This is a genomic window from Spirosoma aerophilum, assembly GCF_054782495.1.
On sequence record NZ_BAAGSJ010000001.1, the window covers coordinates 259,867 to 284,703 of the forward strand.

Sequence of the window (24,837 nt, forward strand, 5' to 3'; positions counted from 1 at the left end):
TTAATTGTCTAAACCGTTGGTCGAAGGACAACCTGTCATCGAAAACAATGAACGTGTTGAATTGAGGGAACGGTCAATTAACAACGCATCATGCGTTGGAAACCATCGTCAACTGACGGGAATATACATATCAAAGCACGCGCCCTCGGTTAGTTTGCCGGTCGCCGTAATGAGGCCATTATGATTCTCAACAATCTTTTTGGCAATAGCCAGGCCAATGCCCGTGCCATTGTATTGCTCTTTGCTGTGCAGGCGCTGGAACACGTCAAATATTCGTTCGCTGTATTGTGGATCGAAGCCAATTCCGTTATCGGCAACCGTAATATGACAATAATTTTTGCCCGTGAGTAGCCTTGCGTTGATGGCTTTGTCCCCCTTTATGATGTAACTGCTGATCGTAATAACAGGCGGCCGTGCTGGCGTTGAAAATTTGAGTGCGTTAACAAGCAGGTTTTGAATAAGCTGGCGAAACTGAAACACAATGATATTCAGCGTGTCGAGCTTGTTGATAATAAGGGTGGCATGTTTCTCCTGAATGGTCTCCTGTAGTTCATCAACTACTTCGTCGATCAGGACATTCAGATCGGTCGGTTCAAATTTCCGTTCGCCGGTATTCACCCTGGAGAAAGCCAGCAGGTCCTGAATAAGCTGCTGCATACGGGCCGCGGCCTGTTGCAGCCGCAGTAGATAATTCTGGCTCTTATCCGTTAACTGTTGGTTTTCCTGATCCAGAATGCGACCGGCAAACGTCTGGATCTTCCGCAGTGGCTCCTGTAAATCGTGGCTTGAGATGTAGGTAAAGGACTCAAGCTCTTTGTTCATATACGCCAGCTCCTTGTTTTTGCCTTCCAGCGTTTCGTTGGCTTCTTTTAACTCACGCGTACGGTTCACGACGGCCTTTTCCAGCACTTCGTGCTGTGTTTTCTGTTCATGAATTTCAGTATCGGTACCAATCCACATGGTGATGGCCCCCTGCTCATCTTTTTGGGCAATACTCCGGCTGAAATGCCATTTATAGGTACCCTCAGTCGTCAGAAACCGATGCTGCATCTCAAAATCGGCACCGGTACGAATTGAATATTGCCAGCGTTTTTGATTTTCCTCCCAGTCATCGGGATGAATGACTTTTTTCCAGCCCGAGCCTTTCAAAGCCTCGAAGGCGAAGCCGGTGTAAGTGAGCCAACTCTGGTTAAAATAGTTCGCATTCCCCATTGCGTCGGCCGTCCAGACCTTCTCCGGCATGGCATCGGCAATAAACTGGAGCTGTTTCTGAATCAGCCGTTCCAGGTCCCGCGCTTTCGTTTCGACGGTTGTATCTTCAATCGAAAGCAGAATGAGTTTCTCCAGACTGTTTTTATTGACGATTTCCCGGGCGTTCAACAGCATCACCCGCTTTCCGATGGTGGAGAACGTATGGGTTATTTCGAAATCACGAAACGTTGATTTTTCGGGCAGAATCCGTTCCAGCAAGGTTCGCAGCTCCGGTATATCCCATTGCTTGTTGCCGATGTCGTACACCAGCACATTTTCCGTTTCGCGCTCATTTACCTGAAAGGTTTTGTAAAACGCATTGTTCGCCGTTTGTATCCGCAGGGTAGCATCCAGTACGAGGAGTGGCTCGCGCATATTGCCAATGATGGCTTCGGCATAATCGCGGGTGGCGGTCACCTGCTCATTCAGGGTAATCATTTCCCGGTTAACGATTGTCAGGGCGTCATTAGCATTTTTTTGCTCGTCCTTACTGATTTCCAGTTCGTGATTCAGGCGCTGCAATTCTCCGTTGCTGATCAGGAGTTCCCGGTTTTCCCGCTGCCCTTCCTCGTTTACCGTTTTCTGCCCCAGCATAAGACGACGTATGTCTTCACGGGCCTGTGCCAGCTCCTGTTTCAGCTGATAAGTAAGCGGGAGGTTAGCCTCCTCCAGGTGGGCAGCATCCGGGGGCAACTCATTGGCCTTTTGGTTGTGAAAGAGAATCAGGTAATAAGGAACAATCGAACTCGGTAGAGGAATAACGTCAATAGCGATAGTCCAAAGGAAGTCGTTCACCTGAAAGGGAATATTTTCCTTACGAACGGCCGCTTCCTTTTTTTTGGCGTCATGAAGCAAACTGCTTAATTCAACCACCAGCCCATGTTTAGCCATGCGTAGCATATTCTGGTTGAGCTGACCGGGTACCTCTTCCAGATAAGGTGTTGTGAGCCCACGAAAATGAACAATATCCAACGCTTCATTAACAATCACACCGGCTGGGGTGTATTGGTCAAGAATGATTTCGTCAGCCGTTTTCTTGTAGTCGCGGTACATAATCTCGTGCTTGCCGTGTGGATGGATAGTGTCTTAATGAGTTGACTCCGTTACCGGATTGTAGGCCATTGGTATATATACCGGGCAACGGTATACGCTCACCCTAGCGTACATACGTTTTGCCTGCATCAGGTAACGTCGTAGCCGGTGCCAGCAGGGAAAGTGCTTGCTGAATAATACGGCTGAGTTGCGAAAAGTCTGCCGGTTTACGAAAACAGCTACTGGCCCCTTTTTCATACAGCTGATCGGCCATGATCTGCTCAAACGATGTGGAGAGGATCACAACCGGCAAACGCTTTAGATTCTCATCATGTTTTATTTCAGTTAAACACTCGAAACCGCTCTTACGGGGCATATTAAGGTCCAGGAAAAGAACATAAGGCAGTTTTGGACTGTCTTTTTTCAAAAGCGCCATAAGCTCCTCACCGTTATTGACAGTCGTCAGGTTCATGCTTACAGGCAATTCCCGCAACGCTTCCTTAAAAAACAGGCAATCGTCTTCGTCGTCATCGGCAAGCAGGAGTTCAAGGTGATTTGGGCTCATGGTCAGAGGTAATCTATAGAATGGGCGTTGGTAAGCTTCCCTGCGATGGCTCGAAGTGGGTAGGTGGAGAGAAAGCTTGCGACAACGTTGACGTCAGGTAAAAATATAATCCGCCAGTATCGGTTTCAGTACGAATGAACCTTGTGCGAATAAAGGGGTAGCTAGCCTGTCAACTCATGTAAATCGAAATTAGGATACAGGTCAAAACAGGTAATTAAATAGAAAAGCCATGTAATATCGACAATTTCTGACCGATTCCCGATAATTCCACAATTAAGTTAACAGGTACCGCTGTCAAAGCCTCGCCAAACACGAACCAGGCAGTTACTGATTGTTTTTTACTGTTTATGTAGTCTGCCTGTTTTCTCAACTTTTGTTGGCTTAGGGCCATCGTTCCAGCCAGTGGGATAGACTATAAAAATGGGTTGGTACGTATTGAAGCGGCTGACGATCAAGCCAACCACTCCAATACGTACCAACCCAAATACTATTTATGGCACCGTGTACGATTACACCAGCGTTTTCTCCCGGCTCCAGAAGCGATGCTGACCAATGGCATCAATGAATTTTTGTGGGATGGATTCGTCGGTGCCCGTCTCACTGGTCACGACACCATCACTACTCAGCAAGTTGGCAGCTCCGCCCGTGGCCGCAGCTTTCAGCAGATCAACGCCTTCGCCGGTGGCGGCAATGGGTTTGCAGTGCATGAACGCTTCATGAATGAACCGGCTGGATTCATCTTCCTGCATCAGCGACTGTACACTGGCCTGACCACCGGGCACATAAACGGCATCGAACAACACCGAGGCCGTCGTTTGCAAACTTCCGTCGATCTTGATCATCTCACCAGCCGATGTCTTCAGCATGCCCACACGCGGAGCCACAATAGCAATGATCGCTTTTTCGGCCGACAAGGCATTTTTCATCATCTTCAACTCGGACGCATCCACGCCATCGGCTGCCAGAATCGCTACCTGACGTGTTTTGATTCCCACTTTCGGTGGATTCGCCATGCTCAAAGCCGCTGAACTTCCCGCATTGGCCGAAGCCGGTTGAGACTGGTAATCGGCGGGATTGGCATCTGCCGGTACCCCCAGGTTAAGTTGAATATCGTCTTTCGCCGGTACTGTCAGACCCAGGCCTTCGCCCACCAGCGTAGCCAGCGTGGTATCGACCTTCGACAGAAGAATCAGCATCCGTTCCCGAATTTCTTCAACGGCCACTTTGCCCAGTTCAAAGCGCAATGCTTTTACAATATGTGTCTTTTCGGTATCCGACTGGCTGTTCCAGAACAGTTTCGCCTGACTGTAGTGATCCATGAAGCTTTTGCTCCGGGCCCGCACTTTATTAGCGTCGATTCGTTCGGGATAACTGGCGAACCCGCCCTCCTGCTGGCTTGCCTGCGCCGGTGAATTACTATTGATCTGGTTGGGGCTATAGCTAACCCGACCGGTATTGATGGTCTGACGCATGTGCCCGTCGCGCTGGCCGTTATGAACCGGCGCAATAGGGCGGTTGATGGGTATCTCGTGGAAATTCGGCCCACCCAAACGTTTCAGTTGGGTATCGGTATAGGAAAACAAACGACCCTGCAACAGTGGATCATTGGAAAAGTCGATGCCGGGTACCACATGCCCCAGGTGGAAGGCAACCTGTTCGGTTTCGGCAAAGTAGTTATCGGGGTTTCGGTCGAGTACCATCTTGCCCAGGCGCTGCACCGGTACCAGCTCCTCAGGAATCAGTTTGGTCGAGTCCAGCAGGTCGAAATCGAACTTGTGTTCATCTTCCTCCTCCACAATCTGCACACCCAGTTCCCACTCAGGATAAGCTCCCCCTTCGATGGCATCCCAGAGGTCACGACGGTGAAAATCGGGGTCGCGACCCGAGATGAGTTGCGCTTCGTCCCACACAACGGAATGAACGCCCAATAGCGGCTTCCAATGGAATTTTACGAAGCGGGATTTACCGGCTTCGTTAATGAACCGGAAGGTATGCACACCAAAACCTTCCATCATGCGGTAGCTCCGCGGAATGGCGCGATCCGACATGGTCCACATCACCATGTGCATGGCCTCAGGTGTGATCGAGATGAAATCCCAGAAGGTATCGTGTGCGGAAGCCGCCTGCGGAATTTCGTTATTCGGTTCAGGTTTTACCGCGTGGATCAGGTCAGGAAACTTGATGGCATCCTGAATAAAGAAGACCGGAATGTTGTTGCCGACGAGATCGAAGTTTCCCTCTTCGGTATAAAATTTAACCGCAAAGCCCCGAACATCGCGTGCCAGATCGGTCGATCCCCGCGAGCCCGCTACAGTTGAAAAACGAACGAAAACGGGGGTTTTCCGGGACGGGTCGAGCAGGAATTTTGCTTTCGTCAGATCGCTTTGTGGTTCATAAGCCTGAAAATAGCCATGAGCCGCAGCCCCCCGGGCGTGTACAATCCGTTCGGGAATACGCTCATGGTCGAAATGCGTGATTTTTTCGCGGAGAATAAAATCCTCCAGCAAGGTAGCTCCTCTCGGACCTGCTTTCAGCGAGTTCTGATCGTCGTTGACCCGCAGCCCCTGATTGGTGGTTAAAAACGTATCCGTACTATACTCGCGGTTCTTTTCCAGTTCGTCGAGTTTATCGTTGGTGTTGGCTTTGTTGTCGTCAGTGGTCATGATACATTCAATTAGTCTTTCACTTCTATAGAAAGACTCGAATTATCCTTTTGTTCAGCCAATCTCAATATTTAATTGCCGGCAGGATGGTTTACAGCTTGTTACCGAGTTATTCTCCGGGGTTCAATCTACCCCACCCCAACCCCTCCGGCTCATGGCCCAAAGTCCCACCAGCGGGCCGGGAAATAACGCATAAAACAGCCAGCCCGACATACCAATCGTGGCCACTAACCAGGCCATGAACTGGATGGAAATGACCGATATAAGAAAGCCAAAACAGGTAACCAGTGTCAGGATACTGCCCCGGTTGTCGAGATGAGCGTGGCTGGCAACGAGGCTGGAAAATTGGGGAGAATCGCCCGCTGCGGCAGCGCCCCAGACGGCCAGAAAGAGGCCAAACAGGATAGGGGGTGCGGTTACCATCAGGGGCAACAGCAGGATACAAAGGCCCGACGTCAGCAATAAATAACGGGCTACGGGCGCACTCCCGACGCATAAGGCCCGAAAACCGCCACCCACACAGCCCACGGCTCCGGCCGCAATCGCTCCAAACGCCCAGAGCGGATTGTTTATGTACAGACCGGGGTGTTGCTGCTGGTAGTAACGGATAAGGGTTGGCAGAAACGCCCAAAACGCATATAGCTCCCACATATGCCCGAAATAACCCAGCATAGCCGGTCGGAAAGCCGAGGGTTTTCCTAAGGTGAGCAGCGTTTGCAACCGAAAGATAGTCGTACGGCGCGGCACGTCAGTTGCGGGTACAGCCAGCAGCATCAACACTCCACCACTCACGGCCAGCGCACTTACGGCCAGCATCAGTGTTCGGTAGGGCAGCTGCCCACCCAGCCCCCGGATGAGATACGGGAAAGCGGTACCCAACACCAGCGCCCCCACCAGAAAACCCATGGCCCGACCTAAAACGGGCTTGAACCGGTCGGCGGCAATCTTCATCCCAACGGGGTAAACGCCCGCCAGAAAGAACCCCGTCAGGAATCGGCTGATCAGAATTGTTCCGGCATGTAGTGGCAAAAACAGCCAGACCAGATTCACGATAGCCGCCAGCACAACGGAAACCAGAAATACATACGTCGAACGAAAACGATCGGGTATGGCGAACAGGGCATAAAGGAGTGTGCCGGTGATGAAGCCAATCTGTACGGCCGAGGTAATCAAGCTAATAAGGCCGGTGGCTTTTACCAGTGGTTGAAGATCGGGCAGAATGGCGTTACCGGCAAACCAGAGCGATGTACCGGCAAACTGAGCGAAGACAACAACGACCAATTGCGCATTGTTACGGGTGGAAGGAAGCATGCCCAAAGATAGGCAGTACGGACCTTTCTGCCGCTGGCGCGAGTATTTACGGAAGGCTCAGCCGCTGGCGCGAGCGTTTGCTCGTGCCTTTACATACAGCCAGCATTCGCTGGCATTTAGTTGACTGAAATGCCAGCGAATGCTGGCTGTATGTAAAGGCACGAGCAAACGCTCGCGCCAGCCCTTACACCTTCTTCCAGCGCATGCCCACGGTAGCGATCAACAGCATACTGGCTGAGCTAATAGGCATAAGAATAGCGGCCACAATGGGCGATAGATTACCCGTCAGGGCGTAGGACAACCCAATGAAATTATACAGCAGTGACACGACAAAGCTGGCGTGAATCAGCCGCATGCCGAAGCGGCTATACCGTAAAAAACCCGGTAGTTTGGCTAGCGAGGCCGCTTCCAGAATGGCGTCGCTGGCGGGAGTAAACTGGATGGTATCGTCGGTAATCGCAATGCCCACATCGGCCTGCTTCAGCGCACCGGCATCATTCAGCCCGTCGCCCACCATCAGCACCCGGTGGCCCTGCTCCTGTAACCGACGCACCACGTCGAGCTTCTGCTGGGGCTGGCAATTAAAGGTCATTCTATCGGGCGAAAACCAGCGGCCCATTTCCGAACGCGACGTATCGTTATCGCCCGACAGCAGGAAGAGCGTATGGGTCAACTTGAGCTGATCAAGCATGGTTTCGAGGCCGGCACGGTACTGGTTCGGGAAGCGGAAACACCCCCGGTATTGTTGCTCAATAGTGATGTACACAGCCGCAGCCGTTGTATCAACGTTGGCGGAATACCGAGCTTCAGGAGCTTCCGACCAGGGATTTACAAATGAGTACGACCCCACTTTAACGACCCACCCATCCACCACGCCCTGTACACCATGACCCGGCACTTCAGTAAACCCATCGACTGGCAGTGGTTTGGCAGTGGCCAGGTGAGCCGTTAGTTTCCGGCTAAGCGGGTGCGTTGACTGCCGCACCAGCGACACCACCAGCGAACGCTCGTAGTCAGTCAATGGCCGGTCGAATACCTCTTTTACGCTGGCCTGTGTGGTGGTGGTCAGGGTACCCGTTTTGTCGAAAACAACGGTATCACAATTAGCCATTTGCTCGATTACCTCGGCATTTTTGAGGTATAGCTTCTGACGACTCAGCCTCCGCAACCCATTCCCCAACGCAAATGGGTACGACAGCGACAGCGCACAGGGGCAGGCGATAATGAGCACGGCCGTGAAAGCATTGACAGCCCGTCCGGGGTCCTGCGTGTACCAGTACGCGCCAATCAGCGTCGCCAGCGTAATAACGGTTATCGTAAAATACTTACCGACGACATCGGCAAAGGTGTGCATACGTGAGGTATCGCCTTTTCGGAAAGCCTCGTTGTTCCAGAGCTGGGTCAGGTAACTCTGGGATACATCGCGCACCACCTCCAGTTCAATGGCTTCACCCAGTTGCTTCCCGCCGGCATAAAGCAGCGCACCGGGACCTTTGACCTCCGGCTCCGACTCGCCCGTTACGAAGCTATAGTCAATCAACCCCTGCCCTTTGTAGAGCATGCCATCTGCCGGAATCAGCTCCTGATGGCGCAGTCGAATACGATCCCCTTTCCGCAACTGCGACACGGGTATTACCTTTTCGGTAGCTGAGGAACTGGAGATTGGGGCAGAGGGGTCCTCCGTTACCTCTACCTTTTGCCCATTACCCTCTGCACCAGGCCCTTCTCCCCTCCGCCCCACAACCGTAACAGCCATGGGAAAATAAGACTTGTAATCGCGTTCGAACGACAGAAATTCATGCGTACGCTGCTGAAACCATTTGCCGCATAACAGAAAGAAAACCAGACCGCTCAGCGAATCGAAATAGCCCGCACCATGGAGCGCCAGCACCTCGTATGTCCCGCGAAAAAAGGCCACCAGAATACCCAGCAAAATGGGCAGATCAATGTTGATGACTCCATTTCTCAGGCTTTTCCAGACCGAATCAAAATAGCCGGATGCGGAATAAAACACCACCGGAAGGGCCAGTATGATGTTGATAATACCGAACAAATGTTTGAACGAGGCATCATCGAGACCGAGGTATTCCGGAAAGCTGAACAGCATAATGTTGCCCGAACAGAAACCCGCTACGGCCAATCGGTACAACAGGGGCCGGTAAGTTGGTTTCTGCTGTTCCTTCACCACATCGTTGAGACTGATGAGCGGCTCGTATCCAATGGAGGCCAGTAGTTCAACCACTTCCCGCAATGTCAATTTATCGGGCCGATAGGTGATATGGACCTGCTTTTTCAGAAAATCCACCCGCGACTGTAGCAGACCGGGATGAATCTTGTAGAGATGTTCGAGCAGCCACAAACACGAGCTACAGTGAATGGTAGGCACGTAGAACGTCACTTTAGCCGCCGACTCGCTGAAAAACTCCAGCAGTTGAGCGATAATATCCGGGTGATCCAGAAAATCGAGTCGCGATTGGGTGGCCGTCGTTTTCTGCCGTACCCCCGGCCGACTGCCCGCGCCGTCTTGCTCAATGGTGTAATAGTGACACAGCTGGTGCTGGTTCAGAATGGAGTAAACGGTTTTGCAGCCTTCGCAGCAGAAATGTTTGTCTTCCAGTTCTATAACGTGATCAGCGCACTCATTGCCGCAGTGGTAGCAAGTAGTGGTGGTTACCCCAACGGGCGCTGCTGAAATTATTGCCGTATTCATGCCCTGTAATTTTGGGGCAAGTTGGCGCGGGTCCGTTTCACAAGCCCTGATGATCGTCAGGATAAAGCCTGATTGGCCTCAAGGTTTAGTGTTCACCAACAGGCCATTTTTGTACATGAACTCGCTCATTCAGAAATACAACGTTCCCGGTCCACGCTACACCAGCTATCCCACCGTTCCTTTCTGGGACGAATCGACTTTTAGTGAAGCCGCCTGGGTTCATAACCTTCGCCAGGCGTTCACCGCTACCAACGGCACTACCGGGATCAGCCTCTACATCCACCTGCCCTATTGCGAAAGCCTGTGTACGTTTTGCGGCTGCAACAAACGCATCACCAAAAATCACAGCGTCGAAGAACCGTATATCAGAGCTCTGCTGGAAGAATGGGCCCTATACTGTAATCTGTTGCCCGAACGTCCCCGCATTGCGGAGCTTCATCTGGGCGGAGGGACACCCAGCTTTTTCTCCCCCCATCACCTCTGTCAGTTGCTCACGGGCCTTTTCCGATGGGCTGACCCAGCCGATGACGTTGACTTTGGCTGGGAAGGCCACCCCAACAATACCACCCGTGATCACCTTCGGACGCTCTACAATTTTGGGTTTCGGCGCGTGAGCTTTGGCGTACAGGATTATGACCCGGTGGTTCAACGGGCCATTCATCGCCTTCAGCCGTTCGAGAACGTGCAGCAGGCAACCCACTGGGCGAGGGGAATCGGCTATACGTCCATCAGTCACGATCTGGTGTTCGGCCTCCCCTTCCAGACCCCCGACGCCATTACCGACACCATCTATAAGACGCTGACGCTCAAACCCGACCGGATCGCCTTTTATTCGTATGCCCATGTACCCTGGATCAAGGGCAACGGCCAGCGGGGTTTTCGCGACGAAGACCTACCCTCCGGCGATCAAAAGCGGATCCTCTACGAAACAGGGCGAAATTTGCTGGAACAGGCGGGATACGTCGAGATTGGTATGGATCATTTCGCCCTGCCGCACGACTCCCTCTACAAAGCTATGCAGAACGAGACGCTGCACCGGAACTTCATGGGGTACACCACCACCCAAACGCGGGTATTGCTTGGCCTGGGCGCATCGGCCATCGGGGATGTATGGACAGGATTTGCCCAAAACGAAAAAGATCTGGACACCTACATGATTCGGGTAAATGCGGGCGAACTGCCGTTATTACGCGGGCATATTCTCGACGACCAGGACCAGTTTCTGCGTCGGCAAATTCTGAACATTATGTGTCAGGGACATACGGGATGGCACCTGGGCAGCTTCTCGAAACGGGAATGGGAGGCCCTGAGCGCCAGGCTGGAGTCCTTCTGGCTCGACGGTCTGCTGGACTACGACGCCGAAGGGCTGCACGTACATCCGGAAGGGCGACCCTTCCTGCGCAACATCTGCATGGCCTTCGACGAGCGGCTCAATTACGCCCAACCGCAGACGAAACTGTTTTCGCAAACGGTTTGAGGGGTGGAGCGGGTGGATAGCGTGAAGTCAGGTTCTCAAACCTGACGGGGAAGGTTTCTCAAAACCTTCTTTAAGGCAGATAACCTAGTTAGGTTTTGAGAACCCAACACCACCACCACAGCCCGGCTAACACCACGTTCTACACCTCAAAAATAACCTCATGGGCCTCCCACACCGCCGGAACTTCCCACTTCTCCAGCATGCGGCTGACGGCGGGTTCCGGCACGGCATGTTTCCGGTTCAGGTTCTGCTCGGCCCGGCGGCTGTTCGGCACTTCGACATACACCAGCGTTACCCGCGCCCGGTAGGTTACGAATAAGTCGATCAGTTGAGCCCGCATGCTTCGGGTGATGTTGGTGGCATTCCAGATGAACGGCTGGCGTTTGCGCAGGTAAACGCGGGCCTGTTCCTTCGCAGCCTGTACCACCCGGCCCGTACCACTCCGGTCTGTCGGGTCAATGCCCAACTGGCGACGGATGCCGTCCAGACTGACCACCGGCCAATCCGGGTACTCGGGGTAGTGGCTCAGGATAAAATGATCTTTGCCTACCCCCGGCAGCCCGCTCATCAGTATCACCTCGGTTTCCGTCTCGTCAAAGAAAGCGTAGTCCGGTGCCAGATCGTCCCGTCGGAAAAATTGAAACCGGGTAAGGTTAGAGGCAAAGGCATACGGTTTCCCGAAACAGTCCTGTTCGCGGCAGAATTCCTCAAACAGATCGACCCGATACAGCAGATCCGCCTTATCCGCGCACATCCGTCCCAACACATCCGCACGGGCCAGCATCGCCAGCCAAGCCGTATTCACTTCCAGACTGGCCTGCAACAGCGCCTGTCGCGGGTTTTCTTTCTCCAGTATCCACAACGGTAAGCCATGATAACGGACGAGTTTGGCGATGGCCTCTCGTGTGCCGAAGGGCGTCGGAATGGCATCGTACAGCAAGAGCCTGGCTGTGCGTTCGCCCTTACGGGCATGGTTCCGGGAGGTGATACGGCCGTCGTCTTCCAGCACCGTTGTCGACCGCTTTTCTACGTCGTGCAGCAACGCAGCCGCCCAAAGGATGGCCTGCTCATCAACCGGTAGCGCCTGGTAGGCGGGCAGGTCTACCAGTGCGTCCAGCACCATCTGCGTATGCATGGCTACGTCGCCTTCGGCATGGCAAATCGGGTCTTGCGGAACGCCCGCCATATCGCGCACCCAGTCGAACCGGCGCATCAGGGAAGGCCAATCAGTATGGTCGTTTAGTGTCCAGTTCATACGTCCCTCCTTTCCGATGATAACGGTGCCCGCTGCCAGTGTCGGTCCAATGTTCATCCGTTTGCACATGTCCTTTCCGGACATATTTGAAAACGCGGTGCGGAAATTCGCTGGTCGTATACGCCCCCGCATCCCGCGAAACAACCCCTTCCATCGTGCAGGCCAGTCCCGTTCGGACGTCGAATGACTCGAACCGGCTGGGCTGCCGGGCAAATGCCATCACTTCGTTCTGAACGACGTCCGGCCGTACCGGTGCGTTGGTCCGACCCAGTTCCGGCACTGTCGGGAAGTCGAGTAGTCGGGCATAAAACTTCGTTTCTTCCCACGACAGCCATACCCCATTTTCCCGAACGGCGAAGACAAAGAAATGTTCGTCGATCCGTTTATAGGTGATGGAGTGAATAGCAAACAGATTTTCGCCGAACACCTCCAGCTCGCCGAGATCATAGCGAATCTGCGCCCACCGCTGCCGAATCGCGGTTGTCCAGGGCGACTCGGTTGGGGCCGCGTGCGAACGGGCAAAAACGCCATACTGATTCAGGCAGTTGTTTTCACCGTCCAGTTTTTCGGTATGAATAAGCACTGTAATTTGTTCCAGATCCAAGGCATAATCGGTGTTGATCCGATCGTCGCTGGTGGTACCGGGCGAAAAGGGATAGTGGTACGTTCGCCCGTACTTAGTTGATAAAGCCATTTTTACTAAAATTTGAGTAATACACTAGACACAAGGCCTTCGGGGAGAAGGCTCTTCAACGTTGAGCGGTGTCAATGGGCATTACATGGCTTGTCAATCGGTTCACGGGCGCGTTTGTGATGCGCGGGACAAAGATACGAAAACACCGAAGAGTCGGTTCGCAAAAGCGAGCAGACGGTCATTCTCTCTGTACGGACACACAGTATGGGTATCCGAAAACGACGTCCGGCGCGTCAGTACATGGCTGAGACCGGGACTGCGATACAAGTCCTAGCCAATAAAACTGGCTAAAACGGGTGTTGGCCTGGAACAAGTAAAAACCTCATAAAAACAGTTGGTGATCCCGGGCGGCTTGGGATACCAGATCCGCCTGTTTCTCGAGGACTTTCTGGTAATCAAGCCGTGCTTTCATCAGATGCTTCCGGGATTGATCGAGGCCCAGGAGAATAGTTTGCCTAACCGTCGTGTCAGCTTCCTCCTCCTCCAACCGGTTCATTTTAGCTAGCTGAACCTCTAATTTTTCAATGACCTTTTCGTAGGTCCTGATGACTTGTCGCAACCGTTTCTGAATTTTCTTCAGCACAACCTCCTTCACATTAATGGCATTCATATACGTTTAAGCATAACAAAACTTTGGCAAGCTCTTCAGCCGAAATCCTGCGTAATAGACCAACAATTGAACATAGTTGTTTTGTCCGGGAATACCTTTTCTCGGCAACGGCCTTATTCACCGCAGGTTATAGATGAATAAATACACCGGATGTGCGCTCCACGCTATCCGGCACTCGTACGCACCATGCAGGCCAGTGGATATATGGTCTTCAGATACTCTTTGGCAATAGCCCGAATAGAGGTTGAACTGACGACATTCACAGGCCGACCGGCATGCTCATAGGGCGTTGCCTGATCGGTCAGGCTATCATAAACGCCCTGAGGCACCAACTCCTGGTCTTCGTACCCCCAGAACAAAAAATCGACAGCGTCCAGGAGGTTATCAAACCCCATACTATAGGAGGTCTGTAACTGATTAAAAACGGCAATGAAGCGCATAATGAGAGTCAGTTTTTGAGCGACAGGCAAAAGTAAAGCGCTGGAAACTGGCCACTGTTAAGGAATCATTATGAAACCGGATGCGGGTAAGACCCGAGGAGAGTGCGCTTTAAATCATAACAGTTTGGACACAAACCGATAAAATTAGGGTAACGCCCGAAAGCTTCCTTTGCGGACTTAATCAGGGAATCAGGCGTTGGATGCGCTTACTTCGACTTATTATCAACCGGTCGTCCAACGCCAGGAGCATAAGGTGTGCTTGTCCATGCTTTGCGTTCGTTACGCCTACCTTTTGCGTCTTTGCGTTTAAAATACAATACGATGAAAAACATAATTTTACTCCCTTTGCTCCTGTGCACAGGCAGCTTGTTAGCACAACCCAAATTCAACCGCGAAGGCCACCGGGGCGCACGCGGGCTGATGCCCGAGAACACCGTTGCCGCCATGAAGAAAGCGATGGATCTGGGGGTGAATACCCTCGAACTCGATGTCGTCATCTCGAAAGACAAACAGGTAGTGGTTTCGCACGATACCTACATGTCGTCAGATTATGCGCTTAAGCCGGATGGTACACCCGTTACAGCTGAAGAACAGAAAAAAATTAACCTCTATCAGTTGACCTATGCCGAAATCAAAAAGTTTGACGTCGGTAGTAAGCCGCATCCTCAGTTTGCCCAGCAGCAGAAGTTCAGGGCGTATAAACCGCTGCTTTCCGAACTGATCGACTCGGTGAATACCTACGCCAAAGTAAAGGGGTTACCCATGCCCATGTTCAACATCGAGATCAAGTCGGCACCAGCTGGCGACGGGGTGTCGCATCCCGAAACGAACGAGTTCGTCGATCTGGTAATGGCAGTGCTGAACAAGTACAGGCTGGGCAACCGGCTGATCATTCAATCGTTCGATGTGCGGCCCTTGCAGTTGATTCATAAGCAGTACCCAGACATCTCGCTTTCGTACCTGACAGCCAATGCCAGGTCGCTGGACGAGAACATGGCCTTGCTGGGTTTCAAACCCCATACGTATAGCCCCTATTACAAAACAGTAACCCCCGAAACGGTGAAGGCCTGCCATGAGCAGGGCATAGCGGTAATCCCCTGGACGGTCAACACCAAAGACGAAATAGCCAGCCTGAAGCAGATGGGTGTCGACGGCATCATTTCTGATTACCCTAACCTGTTTTAGGAGTTGGTTTAACGTGAGCAGCCAGGGCCGAATTCCAGAAGAACCAGCCAGGCGTTGTTTACCACTCAGAGCCAGGCACATCAAACCGTGTCGTGGAGTCGGGTTTGAGAACCTGACTCCACGATAAGCCTATTCTACGCTAAATCGTAGTACCTCAAAGTAAAATTATTCATGCTGGCTCGGAAGCCAGTAAACGCAAAAAAAGTCCCGGACAGGCTGTTTTAGCTTTCCGGGACTTTTTTGTACAGCTCACTTTTTTCTGTCCTTCGTCAAACTTAACACACAGAAAGTCCCACAATTTGACTCCTTAAGGCTATTTTACGTTTATTCGTTGCCCTTTATTGACAACAGACGTTTCAAACGCCACAGACAGTTGACCTGGTCTGGCAAAGCTACCCGCTTCTGATCGCCGGTCAGGCGAAGGCATGGCCTTTGGTTAAATTATATCGCTTGTCCTATATTCGTTGGTTAATACTCGTTGATAAATGAAAGTAAGAAAAGCAGTTATTACCGCAGCCGCGCGCGGAGAACGATTATACCCGGTAGCCGATACGATCCAGAAAGCCATGCTCCCGGTCATTGATATTGATGGTTTACACAAACCCGTCATTCAGGCCATTGCTGAAGAGGCTTTTCTGAGTGGCATCGACGAAATCTGCGTCGTTTGTGCTCCCGGTGATGGCGAGCGCTATACGAACGCTTTCACCTCGCTGCGGGATAATCTGGTAAAATCCTACAAAAGTGTTGACTGGGCCCGCGAGGAAGCCGAAAAAATTGACACCCTCATCAGCCGGGTTCAGTTTACGGAACAACAGGAACCGCTGGGCTACGGCCACGCCGTTCACTGCGCCAAAGACTTCGTCAATGACGAACCCTTCCTGCTTTTGCTGGGCGATTACCTTTATGTGTCGAACCTGATGAGCAAACGGTGTGCAGCCCAGCTCATTGAACTGGCCACGCAGGAAAACTGCTCCGTATCGGCGGTGAACCCCACCATCGAGCACCAGATTGGCCGGTATGGTACACTCACCGGCAAGCACGTACCGAATCGAAACGGGGTATATCAAATCGAAAAACTGATCGAAAAACCGTCGCTGAGCGTGGCCGAACTGGAGCTGCAAACACCCGGCCTGCGCGTGGGGTATTACCTCTGTTTCTTCGGCATGCACGTATTTACGCCAACGGTCTTCAGCTTGTTGGAAAAGCAGATAGCACAGAATAGCCGAAACGTTCTGCTGACACCCGCCTTACAGGAGCTGGCCGATACCGAGAAATACCTGGCGCTGGAAGTGAAAGGAAATCGCTATGATCTGAGCGGACGGCAGGGCCTGCTACGAGCGCAAATGGCGCTGGGTCTGGCCGGTGTGGCCCACGACGAAATTCTGACCTCAATGGTCGAACTGCTGGCCGAAGCCAATACCCGAAAGGCGCAACTGGTTTAGTAAGCCCCTTTTTGTGATTCCGACACGTCCAGATAGCTTCATAGAAAAAGCCATATGAATATTTTTATAGAAACGATTACGTCTGCTGATCCCGCTGTCCGTAACCGTTCTTTTTTTGAATTAAGCCGACATTTATCTGCCAACAATCTGCTGAAGGCGTTGCGCGAGCTGGATGACTTCCGGAAGTCGACGCCGAACCTGTACGATAAAGTCAGAGCCATCCTGTTCCTGTATGCTGGGTTTCGTTTTTTCCTGATGGAAACCAACGAAACCCCGGCTATCGGTAAAATCCCCTACGCCGGTTTCGACGATCTGCTGTCGCGCCGGTTCGAACAGGCCATTGCCACCTTTTTGCAGGATCTGGATCGCCAAGGGCCAAACGCTACACTGTTCAGTGCGCTGGCCGACAGCTACCACCAGCTGTCGTTCCAGACGCTGGCCGATCAGGTGCGCAAAAGTGTCCGGTCCAGCAAGGGCAACCAGTGGATGTTCCGCGTGGGGCACCAGAGCGAACATCCGATTCGCATTCACCCGAGTCTGCTGCAACGCCCCGAAGGCTCGCTCTTTTACCCCATTCTGCACGAGCAGACGTCCGTCCGGATGGACCTGACCCATAGCGGCTGGTCGGATATTTTCTTTCTGGGCATGGACTACCCCGAAGGGGCCCGCGTCATCAACATCTCCATTGACCTCGGCGTGTTTGGCCGTGACAAGGACATTCGACCACCCCTGCACTGTTACGTGCGGGTTATTTCGGAGCCGGTGCTGCGCCTGACCAGCGTCGACCTGAACACCACCAAAGACGTTCACGACCTCGCCGACCTGTTCAATTTCGGTAACGACTACCTGAGTCTGGTCAAAGCGGGTGTGATCGCGTCCGGCCTGATTCCACCTTCGTTTGAAGGCACCAACCAGTCGCTGGCCGATATTCTGGCTCGTATTGTAGCCCCCGGCATGGGTATCGAACTGGTCACGAAAGTAAACGACATTCCGAAAGGATCCCGCTTTGCCGTGTCGACCAACCTGCTGGGCTCCATCATCAGTCTGCTGATGCGGGCCACGGGTCAAACCCAAAACCTGGAAGGCGGCCTGCAGGAAAGCGAACGACGGCTGGTAGCCTCCCGCGCTATTCTGGGCGAATGGATTGGCGGCTCGGGCGGTGGCTGGCAGGACTCCGGTGGGGTTTGGCCCGGCATCAAAGCCATTCAGGGCACGTTTGCCCAGGAGGGCGACCCGGAATCCGGTATCAGTCGGGGCACGCTCCTCCCCCGCCACCGCGTGCTGGAAGGAGACGAAGTACACCCCGACATTCAGGAAAAGATCATGAACTCGCTGGTGCTCATGCACGGCGGCATGGCCTCCAACGTGGGTCCGATTCTGGAAATGGTCAGCGAAAAGTACCTGCTTCGGGGCGATAACGAATGGGCCGCCCGCCAGCAAACGAATCAGATCTTCAATAACATTCTGGAGGCTATTCGGGAAGGCGACATCCAAAAACTGGGGCAAAACACAGCCCGCAACTGGGAAGGACCCATCAAAACGATCATCCCCTGGGCCTCAACCTATTTTACCGAACAGATCATCGCCAAAGCGAAGAAGCAGATCGGCGACGACTATTACGGCTTCCTGATGCTCGGCGGCATGTCGGGCGGGGGCATGGGCATGTTTGTGAATCCGGCGCATTACGAGGATTACAAAATGCAGGTGCTGGAGATGCTTCGCAAAACCAAAAACGAGCTGTCCGACTCCCTGCCTTTTGCGATGGAGCCAGTGGTGTACAACTGGAGCATCAACAACAAGGGCACCTGGGCCGACCTGCAACAGGGCAACCAGGCCATGATGCCGGAGCAGTACTACGGCATTCACGTGTCGGAGCTGGTGCGGAAAGACCCAAGTTCGATTCCGTACGTGCGCCGGGCCGAAATCGACTACTTCACCACCTACTGCGACCAGAATAACCTGGCCTACCCATTGCTACGCACCATTGTCAGCAACCTGTTCAAGGTGTCGGACCCCACATCTGGCGGCAACCGGAGTGCCGAGAACGAGAAAGCGGACCGCATCAAGAAAGAGAACGGTTTCGACTACATCCAGCATAACGAAATCCGCGAAGAGCTGCAAAAAGGCCGCATTGGCCTGTCGCGCAACCGCCTGTCGGCGGAGACGACCATCGACGATGTGCTGCCAGGCGATCTGGTTCCGCTGGCCTCGCTGACGTCGTCAACACAAACCGGCGAAGCGGCCATTCGGGCAGGCAAGGTAGGTATTATGAGCCTGGCCGCGGGCGTGGGCAGCCGCTGGACTAAAGGGGCCGGTGTGATCAAAGCCATCAACCCGTTTGTCGAGATCGACGGCGTACACCGGAGCTTCCTGGAAATACACCTGGCCAAAACCCGGAAAGTCGCCGAGCAATACGGCGCGGTCCTTCCGCACCTGGTGGCCACCAGCTACCTGACGCACGAACCCATCCGCAAAAAGCTGGAACAGACGGGCAATTTCGGGTATCCGGGACCCACGTATCTGTCGCCGGGCCGCTCCATCGGGCAGCGGTTTGTGCCGATGGAACGGGACTTACGGTTCTTGTGGGAAGATATGCCGCAGGAAACCCTCGACGAGAACAAGCAGAAAGTGCGGGACGCCGTGCGCCAGTCGATGATTGCCTGGGCCAAGTCGAAAGGCGAAGGCACCGACTATGTCGACAACATTGCCGCCCAGCGGTTTTCGCCCCTCGGCCACTGGTATGAGGTATCGAACCTGCTGCGGAACGGCACGCTGGCCCAGTTGCTGGCCACCTATCCGCAGGTGGAAACGATCATGCTGCACAACATCGACACGCTCGGTGCCGACGTCGACCCGGCCGCGCTGGGATATCATCTCGAATCGGGCAACGCACTCACCTTTGAGGTCGTGCCCCGTCGGATTGAAGACCGTGGGGGTGGACTGGCGCGGGTAAACGGCCAGATTCGTCTGCTGGAAGGCTTGGCGCAGCCCCGCGAAGAGGACGAGCTGAACCTGAGCTATTACAACACGAACACCACCTGGATTCAGGTCGACCCGCTACTCCAGCTCTTCGGCCTCACCCGCGACGATCTGCAAACCGGCGACGAAGCACTGCTGGCCAAAGCCGTGCGAAGTGTGGCGCACCGGATTCCGACCTACGTGACCATCAAGGACGTGAAATACCGCTGGGGCCACGGGCAGGAGGACATTTACCCGGTTGCCCAAATCGAGAAGCTGTGGAGCGACATGTCGGCATTGGCCGATGTGAAGTGCGGCTACATTGAGGTTCCCCGCTACCGGGGCCAGCAAATGAAAGACCCCGCCCAACTGGACTCGTGGGTCACCGACGGCAGCAAAGACCACGTAGCTTCGCTCTGCACCTTTGCGGGGGCGGCTGTTGTGTTGTAACGTATAAAGGATTACGGAGTAAAGGCCACTTGCCGTTGGGTAAGTGGCCTTTTTTTGGGTTTGATGGGGTGTTGCTAATGTGTAGTATGAGAACCTATATGCTTCTACTACTTAGTGAGTTTACGCGGTGAACTATAGTTGGATTACCTATCATTATGAAATATCTTAGCAACAAATAAATCTACTCAACTATTTGTCACTCATAATCAGTGAAAAGCAATTAATTGGTTTCGCATCTTTTGATTTGGTGGTTGTATAGGAAAAGTTAAGAAAAGTAAAACCACATCGCTCGATCGACAAGTCTCTCGCCCCAAAGGTTAAATTTAAGTTTTTATTCCCGGGTCTGGGAATGTTTTTGACAGGCCACTTTTAGGTCATCTTCTAGTTACTGTATTAATATAACCGTTGTATTTTGGTTGATTAAAAAGCGATTTGACCAATTTGATTGACATATTGTAGTTGAGCACTTACTCTTTCTACAACGAGTGATTTATAAAGTTTTAGAAAATTTATTTGTGATTTATGGAAAAACTTTTTTGTGATAAAGTAAGGGTAAATTTTGAATATGCGCAGCATCAACATGACACTTATGAATTTTATGATAATTCAGCTATCGAGAAGTTTGAAAAGGTTAGGAACAAATTAAATGATTGGTTTTCAAGATATCCAGACAGTGCTAAAAAGCAGCTTAAGCGTGACTTTCAGTCTAACTTCGATTCTGCTTTCTTTGAACTTTTTGTACACGAGCTTTTTCTTCAGCAAGGTTTTAGTTTAATTCCACATCCGGCAGTGCCAAATTCGACAAAGAACCCTGACTTTTTAGCAAAGAAAGGTGAAGTGGAAATATATCTAGAAGCAAAAGTAGCTACTGATGAGTCAAATGCAGAACGGGCTATAAAGGCCAAACAGAACGTAATATATGATACTATAAACCAAATAAAATGTCCTGACTATTGGATCAGCGTGAAAGAAATAAATTTCCTATCTAACAAGCAGGCTAAGCTTAGCAGAATAAAACAATCACTACAACATAACATTGATAAATATGGTGATCTTTTTGTTTCTAAAAAAGAAGATACTTACTTCGACCGACAAGAAAAATGCATAACTTACAAAGATGAAAATATAGAAATAGCCATATCATTGTGGCCATGTTCCGTAGAGAAGAGTCGACCTATTGGATCATACCTTGGTGACAGTTTTATGGGTGGTTGTGAAGAATCAATAAGAAATGCCATAAAAGCGAAAGGCTACCGATATGGTACTCTTAACAAACCTTACATAGTTTGTATAAATTCTTTAAGTTATAAACATACATATACAGAAGATGTTTACGATGCTTTGTTTGGTCGCGAAAGAGTTAAATCGTTTGTGGATTTAAATAACCTCAATCAAGAATTTAAATCCAGCAGTGATGGGATCTTCGATGAATCTTTTAAGCATTCCTATTCTTCAGTTTCAGGAGTGTTTATAACGCGAGTATTTCCATCTAACATGCATGTAGCTGATCATTGGCTAATTAAGCATCCATTTTCATCCAATGCATTAGACTTTAATAACTTGGATCTAAGTTTCGCCCATGTAAATGGAAACAAGATTGAAGAAGTATCTAAAATGGTAATAGCCGATATTATGAAGTAGGCATTTTTCGAGTGACAAAATGCATGCAGAAAGGTCAGTGCAAAGGTTCAACGTTAATGCGCGTCTTAGCATTTTGCCTACGGCTTCTTTCCACACTATCGCCAATCTACGAAGTGAGGAAAGTGAAATCATTGATACTCAAATGACCGCACCGGCGGAACGGTTTATAAACATAGAGTTATCTAAATTTGATAAGCAGCTAACTGAAATTGCGACGGACTTAGAAAAACTGGTTTACACCATGAAGACGCTTCATACAACCGAACCCACTTAGTACCCAGCTTTCTGGGATGAGGAATGGCTTAAGCGAGCTATTGATGAGTTGGACACGCGGAAGATGATCCCAGAAGAGCGTGCGTATTTTGCCCGTGTGACAGCAGCGAATGCTGAAGCAGTCAAGGCTGAGAGGCAGAAGATTGAAGATGCGCGGAAGCGGGAGCAAGAAAAATTTGTAAAATTCCTTTTAAAGGACACGGACCGCACGATGCAACAAATTGCCGATATAGCAGAGGTTTCGGTTGACTTAGTGCTTGAAGTTCAACAAAGACATTCGGCTGATAAATAGCTACTTCTTGACCTTGACATAGTTAGGCTTCCAGCTATAGCAGCGCATTTCAAAGTCAACATTTGTAGTCCAAGCACCACCTTCTTATGGAACTTAATAATAGCAAAGCACCTATCGTGCGGATTGACCCCGCCCTGGAGCAGTATAATGACAAAGTGCTCTTCCCAGAGAAACTGGCCAAGGCCAATGAAATGCTGAAAACGGTAAAGCTTCCAATTAGGAAACGGAGGGCCAATTAAACGTCAGTTTCTCTGCGACGGACAGCGGGTTTTAAAAGCAACCTCGACAGTCAACAATCACCCATTCTGACGTTGAGTACGAGTCCAACAAGTGCTTCCACTTTCAAACTCCACAAAACAAGTTGTCCGTCTTATGTGAGCATGTTGGGGCATCCATTTCCATTCCTTTCCTAACAGAGTCAAGTCCCCCCAGTCCCCCCTCAAACTCCTACCTAAGCAAGGAGAATTCCTAATAGATAACCTTTTTAGCGCAGGTAAACTCAACCCTGCCAAGCAACACACGTCATGAGACTGTTAGTCGCTTTTCTCTTTGTCTATTTTCCTATCATTGCATCAGCTCAATCCGTTAAAACGGCTAACCCCGACAGTATTCGATTTAACACGCAGGATATCACTCATTTCTGGTCGGCTTACGATCAATTGTCAAACGCGACGAGTCACGCGGACAGTTTACGGGTGATCGACAATCAGTATCTGGGCAAAGCCAGTAATGGACTTGCCCTGTATCGGGAACTGTCCGGCTCGAACGCGAAAAGTTTTCTTGACGTCATCCGCAAACACCCCAATCTGTTACGATCAATACGGGCCAATACACTCACCATTCCCAGGCAGAAGGAGACGGTCGTAAAAGGCGCGCGAAAACTGAAGGCGATCTACCCGTCCAGTGTTTTTCCCGAGTTGTATTTCTGCATCGGCAAGTTTGAGGTGGCAGGCAGTCGAACGAATGATATTTTATACATCGGTGCTGAACTTACCAGTTTGGCCAACGACTCCCCGCGCGACGAAATAGCGAATCCATACATCAAAGCAGCCGCCGGTACCGTTGATAAACTGGACGCGGTATGTTTGCACGAGATTACTCATTTCCAACAGAAGCTGGCTCCTAAAACCAATATGGACCTGGCATTGATCGAAGGGGGCGCTGAGTTTATCACGCATTATTTAAGTGGTGAATCGACCATGCAATCCGTATTCGACCAGATGACGCCAACGCTGGAAAAGGCGATTCAGGCGGAGTTTGCCCTTCAGGCGAACAAACCCATTGACACGAAATGGTTTTTAGCCCTGGGCGACGACAAACTGAAACGTCCGGGTATGTTGGGGTATGTGATCGGCTTTCGTATTTGTGAGCGCTACCTCAAAAAGGCCATAGACAAACCTGAAGCGCTGAGGAATATCATCACGTTGAGTAATCCGCAAAGCATCCTTAAAGAGAGCGGGTATTGAGCGGCTTTTGCTCGGTACAGGCTCCATGCATGAACCACATTAGCCCGAACAGCCATGAGTCAGCCCGATAAATCAACCCCTTTTGATGACTGTTGCCAGCAATACCTGATGTGGATCACCGGCTATCAGTCGCCCCGGTATCCAGAGTCGGTGTATTTGATCTGGTATACGGATACCGATGAGGATCATACGGATCGGCTGCTAACCTACCCGTCGGGCGACATGATAGCCATCGATTCATTGCCCGACATGATTCGTATCCTGGAGCAGGAATATCCTTCCCTGACCCCGGCCGATCGGTTACCTCACTGGCTGGCGAGTGTCCGGGATATGGAACCGGTCGTTGATGTTCATTATGACCTTTCGTACCTCCTCACCGCTATAGCCAATCAAAACTATAGTGTACCGACGCTGAATGGCCTGACCCTGTGGATCAATGTATTCGGTGATTTCGTCTACCAGGATGAGCGAAACAGCTATCTGGACGTCTACCACCAGGATGAAACCTTACGAAAAGTCTGGGATTACTATTACGATACCGTCTTCTGGCCTAAGATGAGTGATACGAATCTGTTCAAGCTCTCGAACAGACCTCCTCTGGACGTCGACCCTCATTTGTTAGCCGAAAGACTTACGGCATCAATGGAAGCCTTTGAGGCCCGCATCCACCTGGTGAAAGCCGTTCCGGGAGACGTTCAGCCGAAGTAGAAAGCCATCCATTGACCCGGCTTTCGCAACGATTCCGGGCAGATATAACCCTGGGTAAGTCCCTGCTTCGGGAGGATAACCGCTCAGACATAATCAGATCCGGTGTGCGCTGTGTCGGCTGATGCGATCGTGTCGATTACTCTTGCAAAAAACCTTAACTAACTAATAACTAGACCACTAGCACCCGTAACTACGAAACGCTTCTCGGGCGATACCTGAGGCTGCCGTACAAATTTGATTAATGAGGTATATTATTGAATATAATATAGAATTTTACATAAAACTCAAAATTATATATTGACTTTTATATTTAATAAGAAATTAATTTTTACGTTTACATACATAAGCCAAAAATAATAAAAGAACACACACTTTTAATCAATCCTGTTGATCGACTCCACTTTTGAGCGTTCA

18 protein-coding genes are annotated in these 24,837 nt (G+C 51.3%); 9 read left to right on the forward strand and 9 right to left on the reverse strand.

The features are described 5' to 3' along the window. Nucleotides 1–108: 108 nt before the first annotated feature. The 5 genes from ACYVK4_RS01055 to ACYVK4_RS01075 all read right to left on the reverse strand — a co-directional run bounded on the left by ACYVK4_RS01055 (nucleotide 109) and on the right by ACYVK4_RS01075 (nucleotide 9,532). On the reverse strand, nucleotides 109–2,304 hold the full coding sequence (locus ACYVK4_RS01055) for a sensor histidine kinase (RefSeq protein ID WP_461125631.1): 2,196 nt from the start codon (nucleotides 2,302–2,304) through the stop codon (nucleotides 109–111). A gap of 103 nt (nucleotides 2,305–2,407) precedes the next feature. Further along, the gene (locus ACYVK4_RS01060; RefSeq protein ID WP_461125632.1) at nucleotides 2,408–2,848 is read right to left on the reverse strand and encodes a response regulator; all 441 of its coding nucleotides are present in this window, start codon (nucleotides 2,846–2,848) and stop codon (nucleotides 2,408–2,410) included. 509 nt (nucleotides 2,849–3,357) lie between these two features. Beyond that, nucleotides 3,358–5,511, reverse strand: a complete 2,154-nt coding sequence (gene katE / locus ACYVK4_RS01065) for a catalase HPII (RefSeq protein WP_461125633.1) — start codon at nucleotides 5,509–5,511, stop codon at nucleotides 3,358–3,360. A gap of 123 nt (nucleotides 5,512–5,634) precedes the next feature. Continuing rightward, entirely contained in the window at nucleotides 5,635–6,822 is a 1,188-nt protein-coding gene (locus tag ACYVK4_RS01070) for an MFS transporter (protein WP_461125634.1), read from the reverse strand. 184 nt (nucleotides 6,823–7,006) lie between these two features. Continuing rightward, nucleotides 7,007–9,532, reverse strand: coding sequence for a heavy metal translocating P-type ATPase (locus ACYVK4_RS01075; protein ID WP_461125635.1), 2,526 nt, complete (start codon nucleotides 9,530–9,532; stop codon nucleotides 7,007–7,009). 115 nt (nucleotides 9,533–9,647) lie between these two features. On the opposite strand from ACYVK4_RS01075, the gene hemN reads away from it, so the two are divergent. After that, nucleotides 9,648–11,009: an oxygen-independent coproporphyrinogen III oxidase gene (hemN, locus tag ACYVK4_RS01080; protein WP_461125636.1), complete on the forward strand. Its 1,362-nt coding sequence runs from the start codon at nucleotides 9,648–9,650 to the stop codon at nucleotides 11,007–11,009. Between the two features lie 139 nt (nucleotides 11,010–11,148). On the opposite strand, the gene ACYVK4_RS01085 is transcribed toward hemN, so the two are convergent. The 4 genes from ACYVK4_RS01085 to ACYVK4_RS01100 all read right to left on the reverse strand — a co-directional run bounded on the left by ACYVK4_RS01085 (nucleotide 11,149) and on the right by ACYVK4_RS01100 (nucleotide 14,008). Continuing rightward, complete coding sequence (locus ACYVK4_RS01085; protein ID WP_461125637.1) at nucleotides 11,149–12,321, reverse strand: AAA family ATPase; 1,173 nt, start codon at nucleotides 12,319–12,321, stop codon at nucleotides 11,149–11,151. Beyond that, complete coding sequence (locus ACYVK4_RS01090; protein ID WP_461125638.1) at nucleotides 12,236–12,958, reverse strand: RNA ligase family protein; 723 nt, start codon at nucleotides 12,956–12,958, stop codon at nucleotides 12,236–12,238. Before ACYVK4_RS01090 ends, ACYVK4_RS01085 begins: the two co-directional genes overlap by 86 nt. A gap of 322 nt (nucleotides 12,959–13,280) precedes the next feature. Beyond that, on the reverse strand, nucleotides 13,281–13,568 hold the full coding sequence (locus ACYVK4_RS01095) for a hypothetical protein (protein WP_461125639.1): 288 nt from the start codon (nucleotides 13,566–13,568) through the stop codon (nucleotides 13,281–13,283). A gap of 164 nt (nucleotides 13,569–13,732) precedes the next feature. Next, nucleotides 13,733–14,008 carry a hypothetical protein gene (locus ACYVK4_RS01100; protein ID WP_461125640.1) on the reverse strand — a complete coding sequence of 92 codons (276 nt, stop codon included), beginning with the start codon at nucleotides 14,006–14,008 and terminating at the stop codon, nucleotides 13,733–13,735. Nucleotides 14,009–14,329: 321 nt separating this feature from the next. Here ACYVK4_RS01100 and ACYVK4_RS01105 point away from each other — a divergent pair, with 321 nt between their 5' ends. The 8 genes from ACYVK4_RS01105 to ACYVK4_RS01140 all read left to right on the forward strand — a co-directional run bounded on the left by ACYVK4_RS01105 (nucleotide 14,330) and on the right by ACYVK4_RS01140 (nucleotide 24,423). After that, nucleotides 14,330–15,193, forward strand: coding sequence for a glycerophosphodiester phosphodiesterase (locus tag ACYVK4_RS01105; protein WP_461125641.1), 864 nt, complete (start codon nucleotides 14,330–14,332; stop codon nucleotides 15,191–15,193). 485 nt (nucleotides 15,194–15,678) lie between these two features. Beyond that, nucleotides 15,679–16,635 (forward strand): UTP--glucose-1-phosphate uridylyltransferase, encoded by a 957-nt coding sequence (locus ACYVK4_RS01110; protein WP_461125642.1) that lies wholly within the window; start codon nucleotides 15,679–15,681, stop codon nucleotides 16,633–16,635. Between the two features lie 54 nt (nucleotides 16,636–16,689). Then, nucleotides 16,690–20,043 (forward strand): UTP--glucose-1-phosphate uridylyltransferase, encoded by a 3,354-nt coding sequence (locus ACYVK4_RS01115; protein ID WP_461125643.1) that lies wholly within the window; start codon nucleotides 16,690–16,692, stop codon nucleotides 20,041–20,043. A gap of 522 nt (nucleotides 20,044–20,565) precedes the next feature. Continuing rightward, entirely contained in the window at nucleotides 20,566–21,684 is a 1,119-nt protein-coding gene (locus ACYVK4_RS01120; RefSeq protein ID WP_461125644.1) for a hypothetical protein, read from the forward strand. A 337-nt stretch (nucleotides 21,685–22,021) separates the two neighbouring features. Further along, on the forward strand, nucleotides 22,022–22,249 hold the full coding sequence (locus tag ACYVK4_RS01125) for a hypothetical protein (protein WP_461125645.1): 228 nt from the start codon (nucleotides 22,022–22,024) through the stop codon (nucleotides 22,247–22,249). 86 nt (nucleotides 22,250–22,335) lie between these two features. Continuing rightward, complete coding sequence (locus tag ACYVK4_RS01130) at nucleotides 22,336–22,488, forward strand: hypothetical protein (RefSeq protein ID WP_461125646.1); 153 nt, start codon at nucleotides 22,336–22,338, stop codon at nucleotides 22,486–22,488. Between the two features lie 285 nt (nucleotides 22,489–22,773). Then, entirely contained in the window at nucleotides 22,774–23,715 is a 942-nt protein-coding gene (locus ACYVK4_RS01135) for a DUF2268 domain-containing putative Zn-dependent protease (protein WP_461125647.1), read from the forward strand. 54 nt (nucleotides 23,716–23,769) lie between these two features. Beyond that, nucleotides 23,770–24,423 carry a hypothetical protein gene (locus tag ACYVK4_RS01140; RefSeq protein WP_461125648.1) on the forward strand — a complete coding sequence of 218 codons (654 nt, stop codon included), beginning with the start codon at nucleotides 23,770–23,772 and terminating at the stop codon, nucleotides 24,421–24,423. The last annotated feature ends 414 nt before the right edge of the window (nucleotides 24,424–24,837 follow it).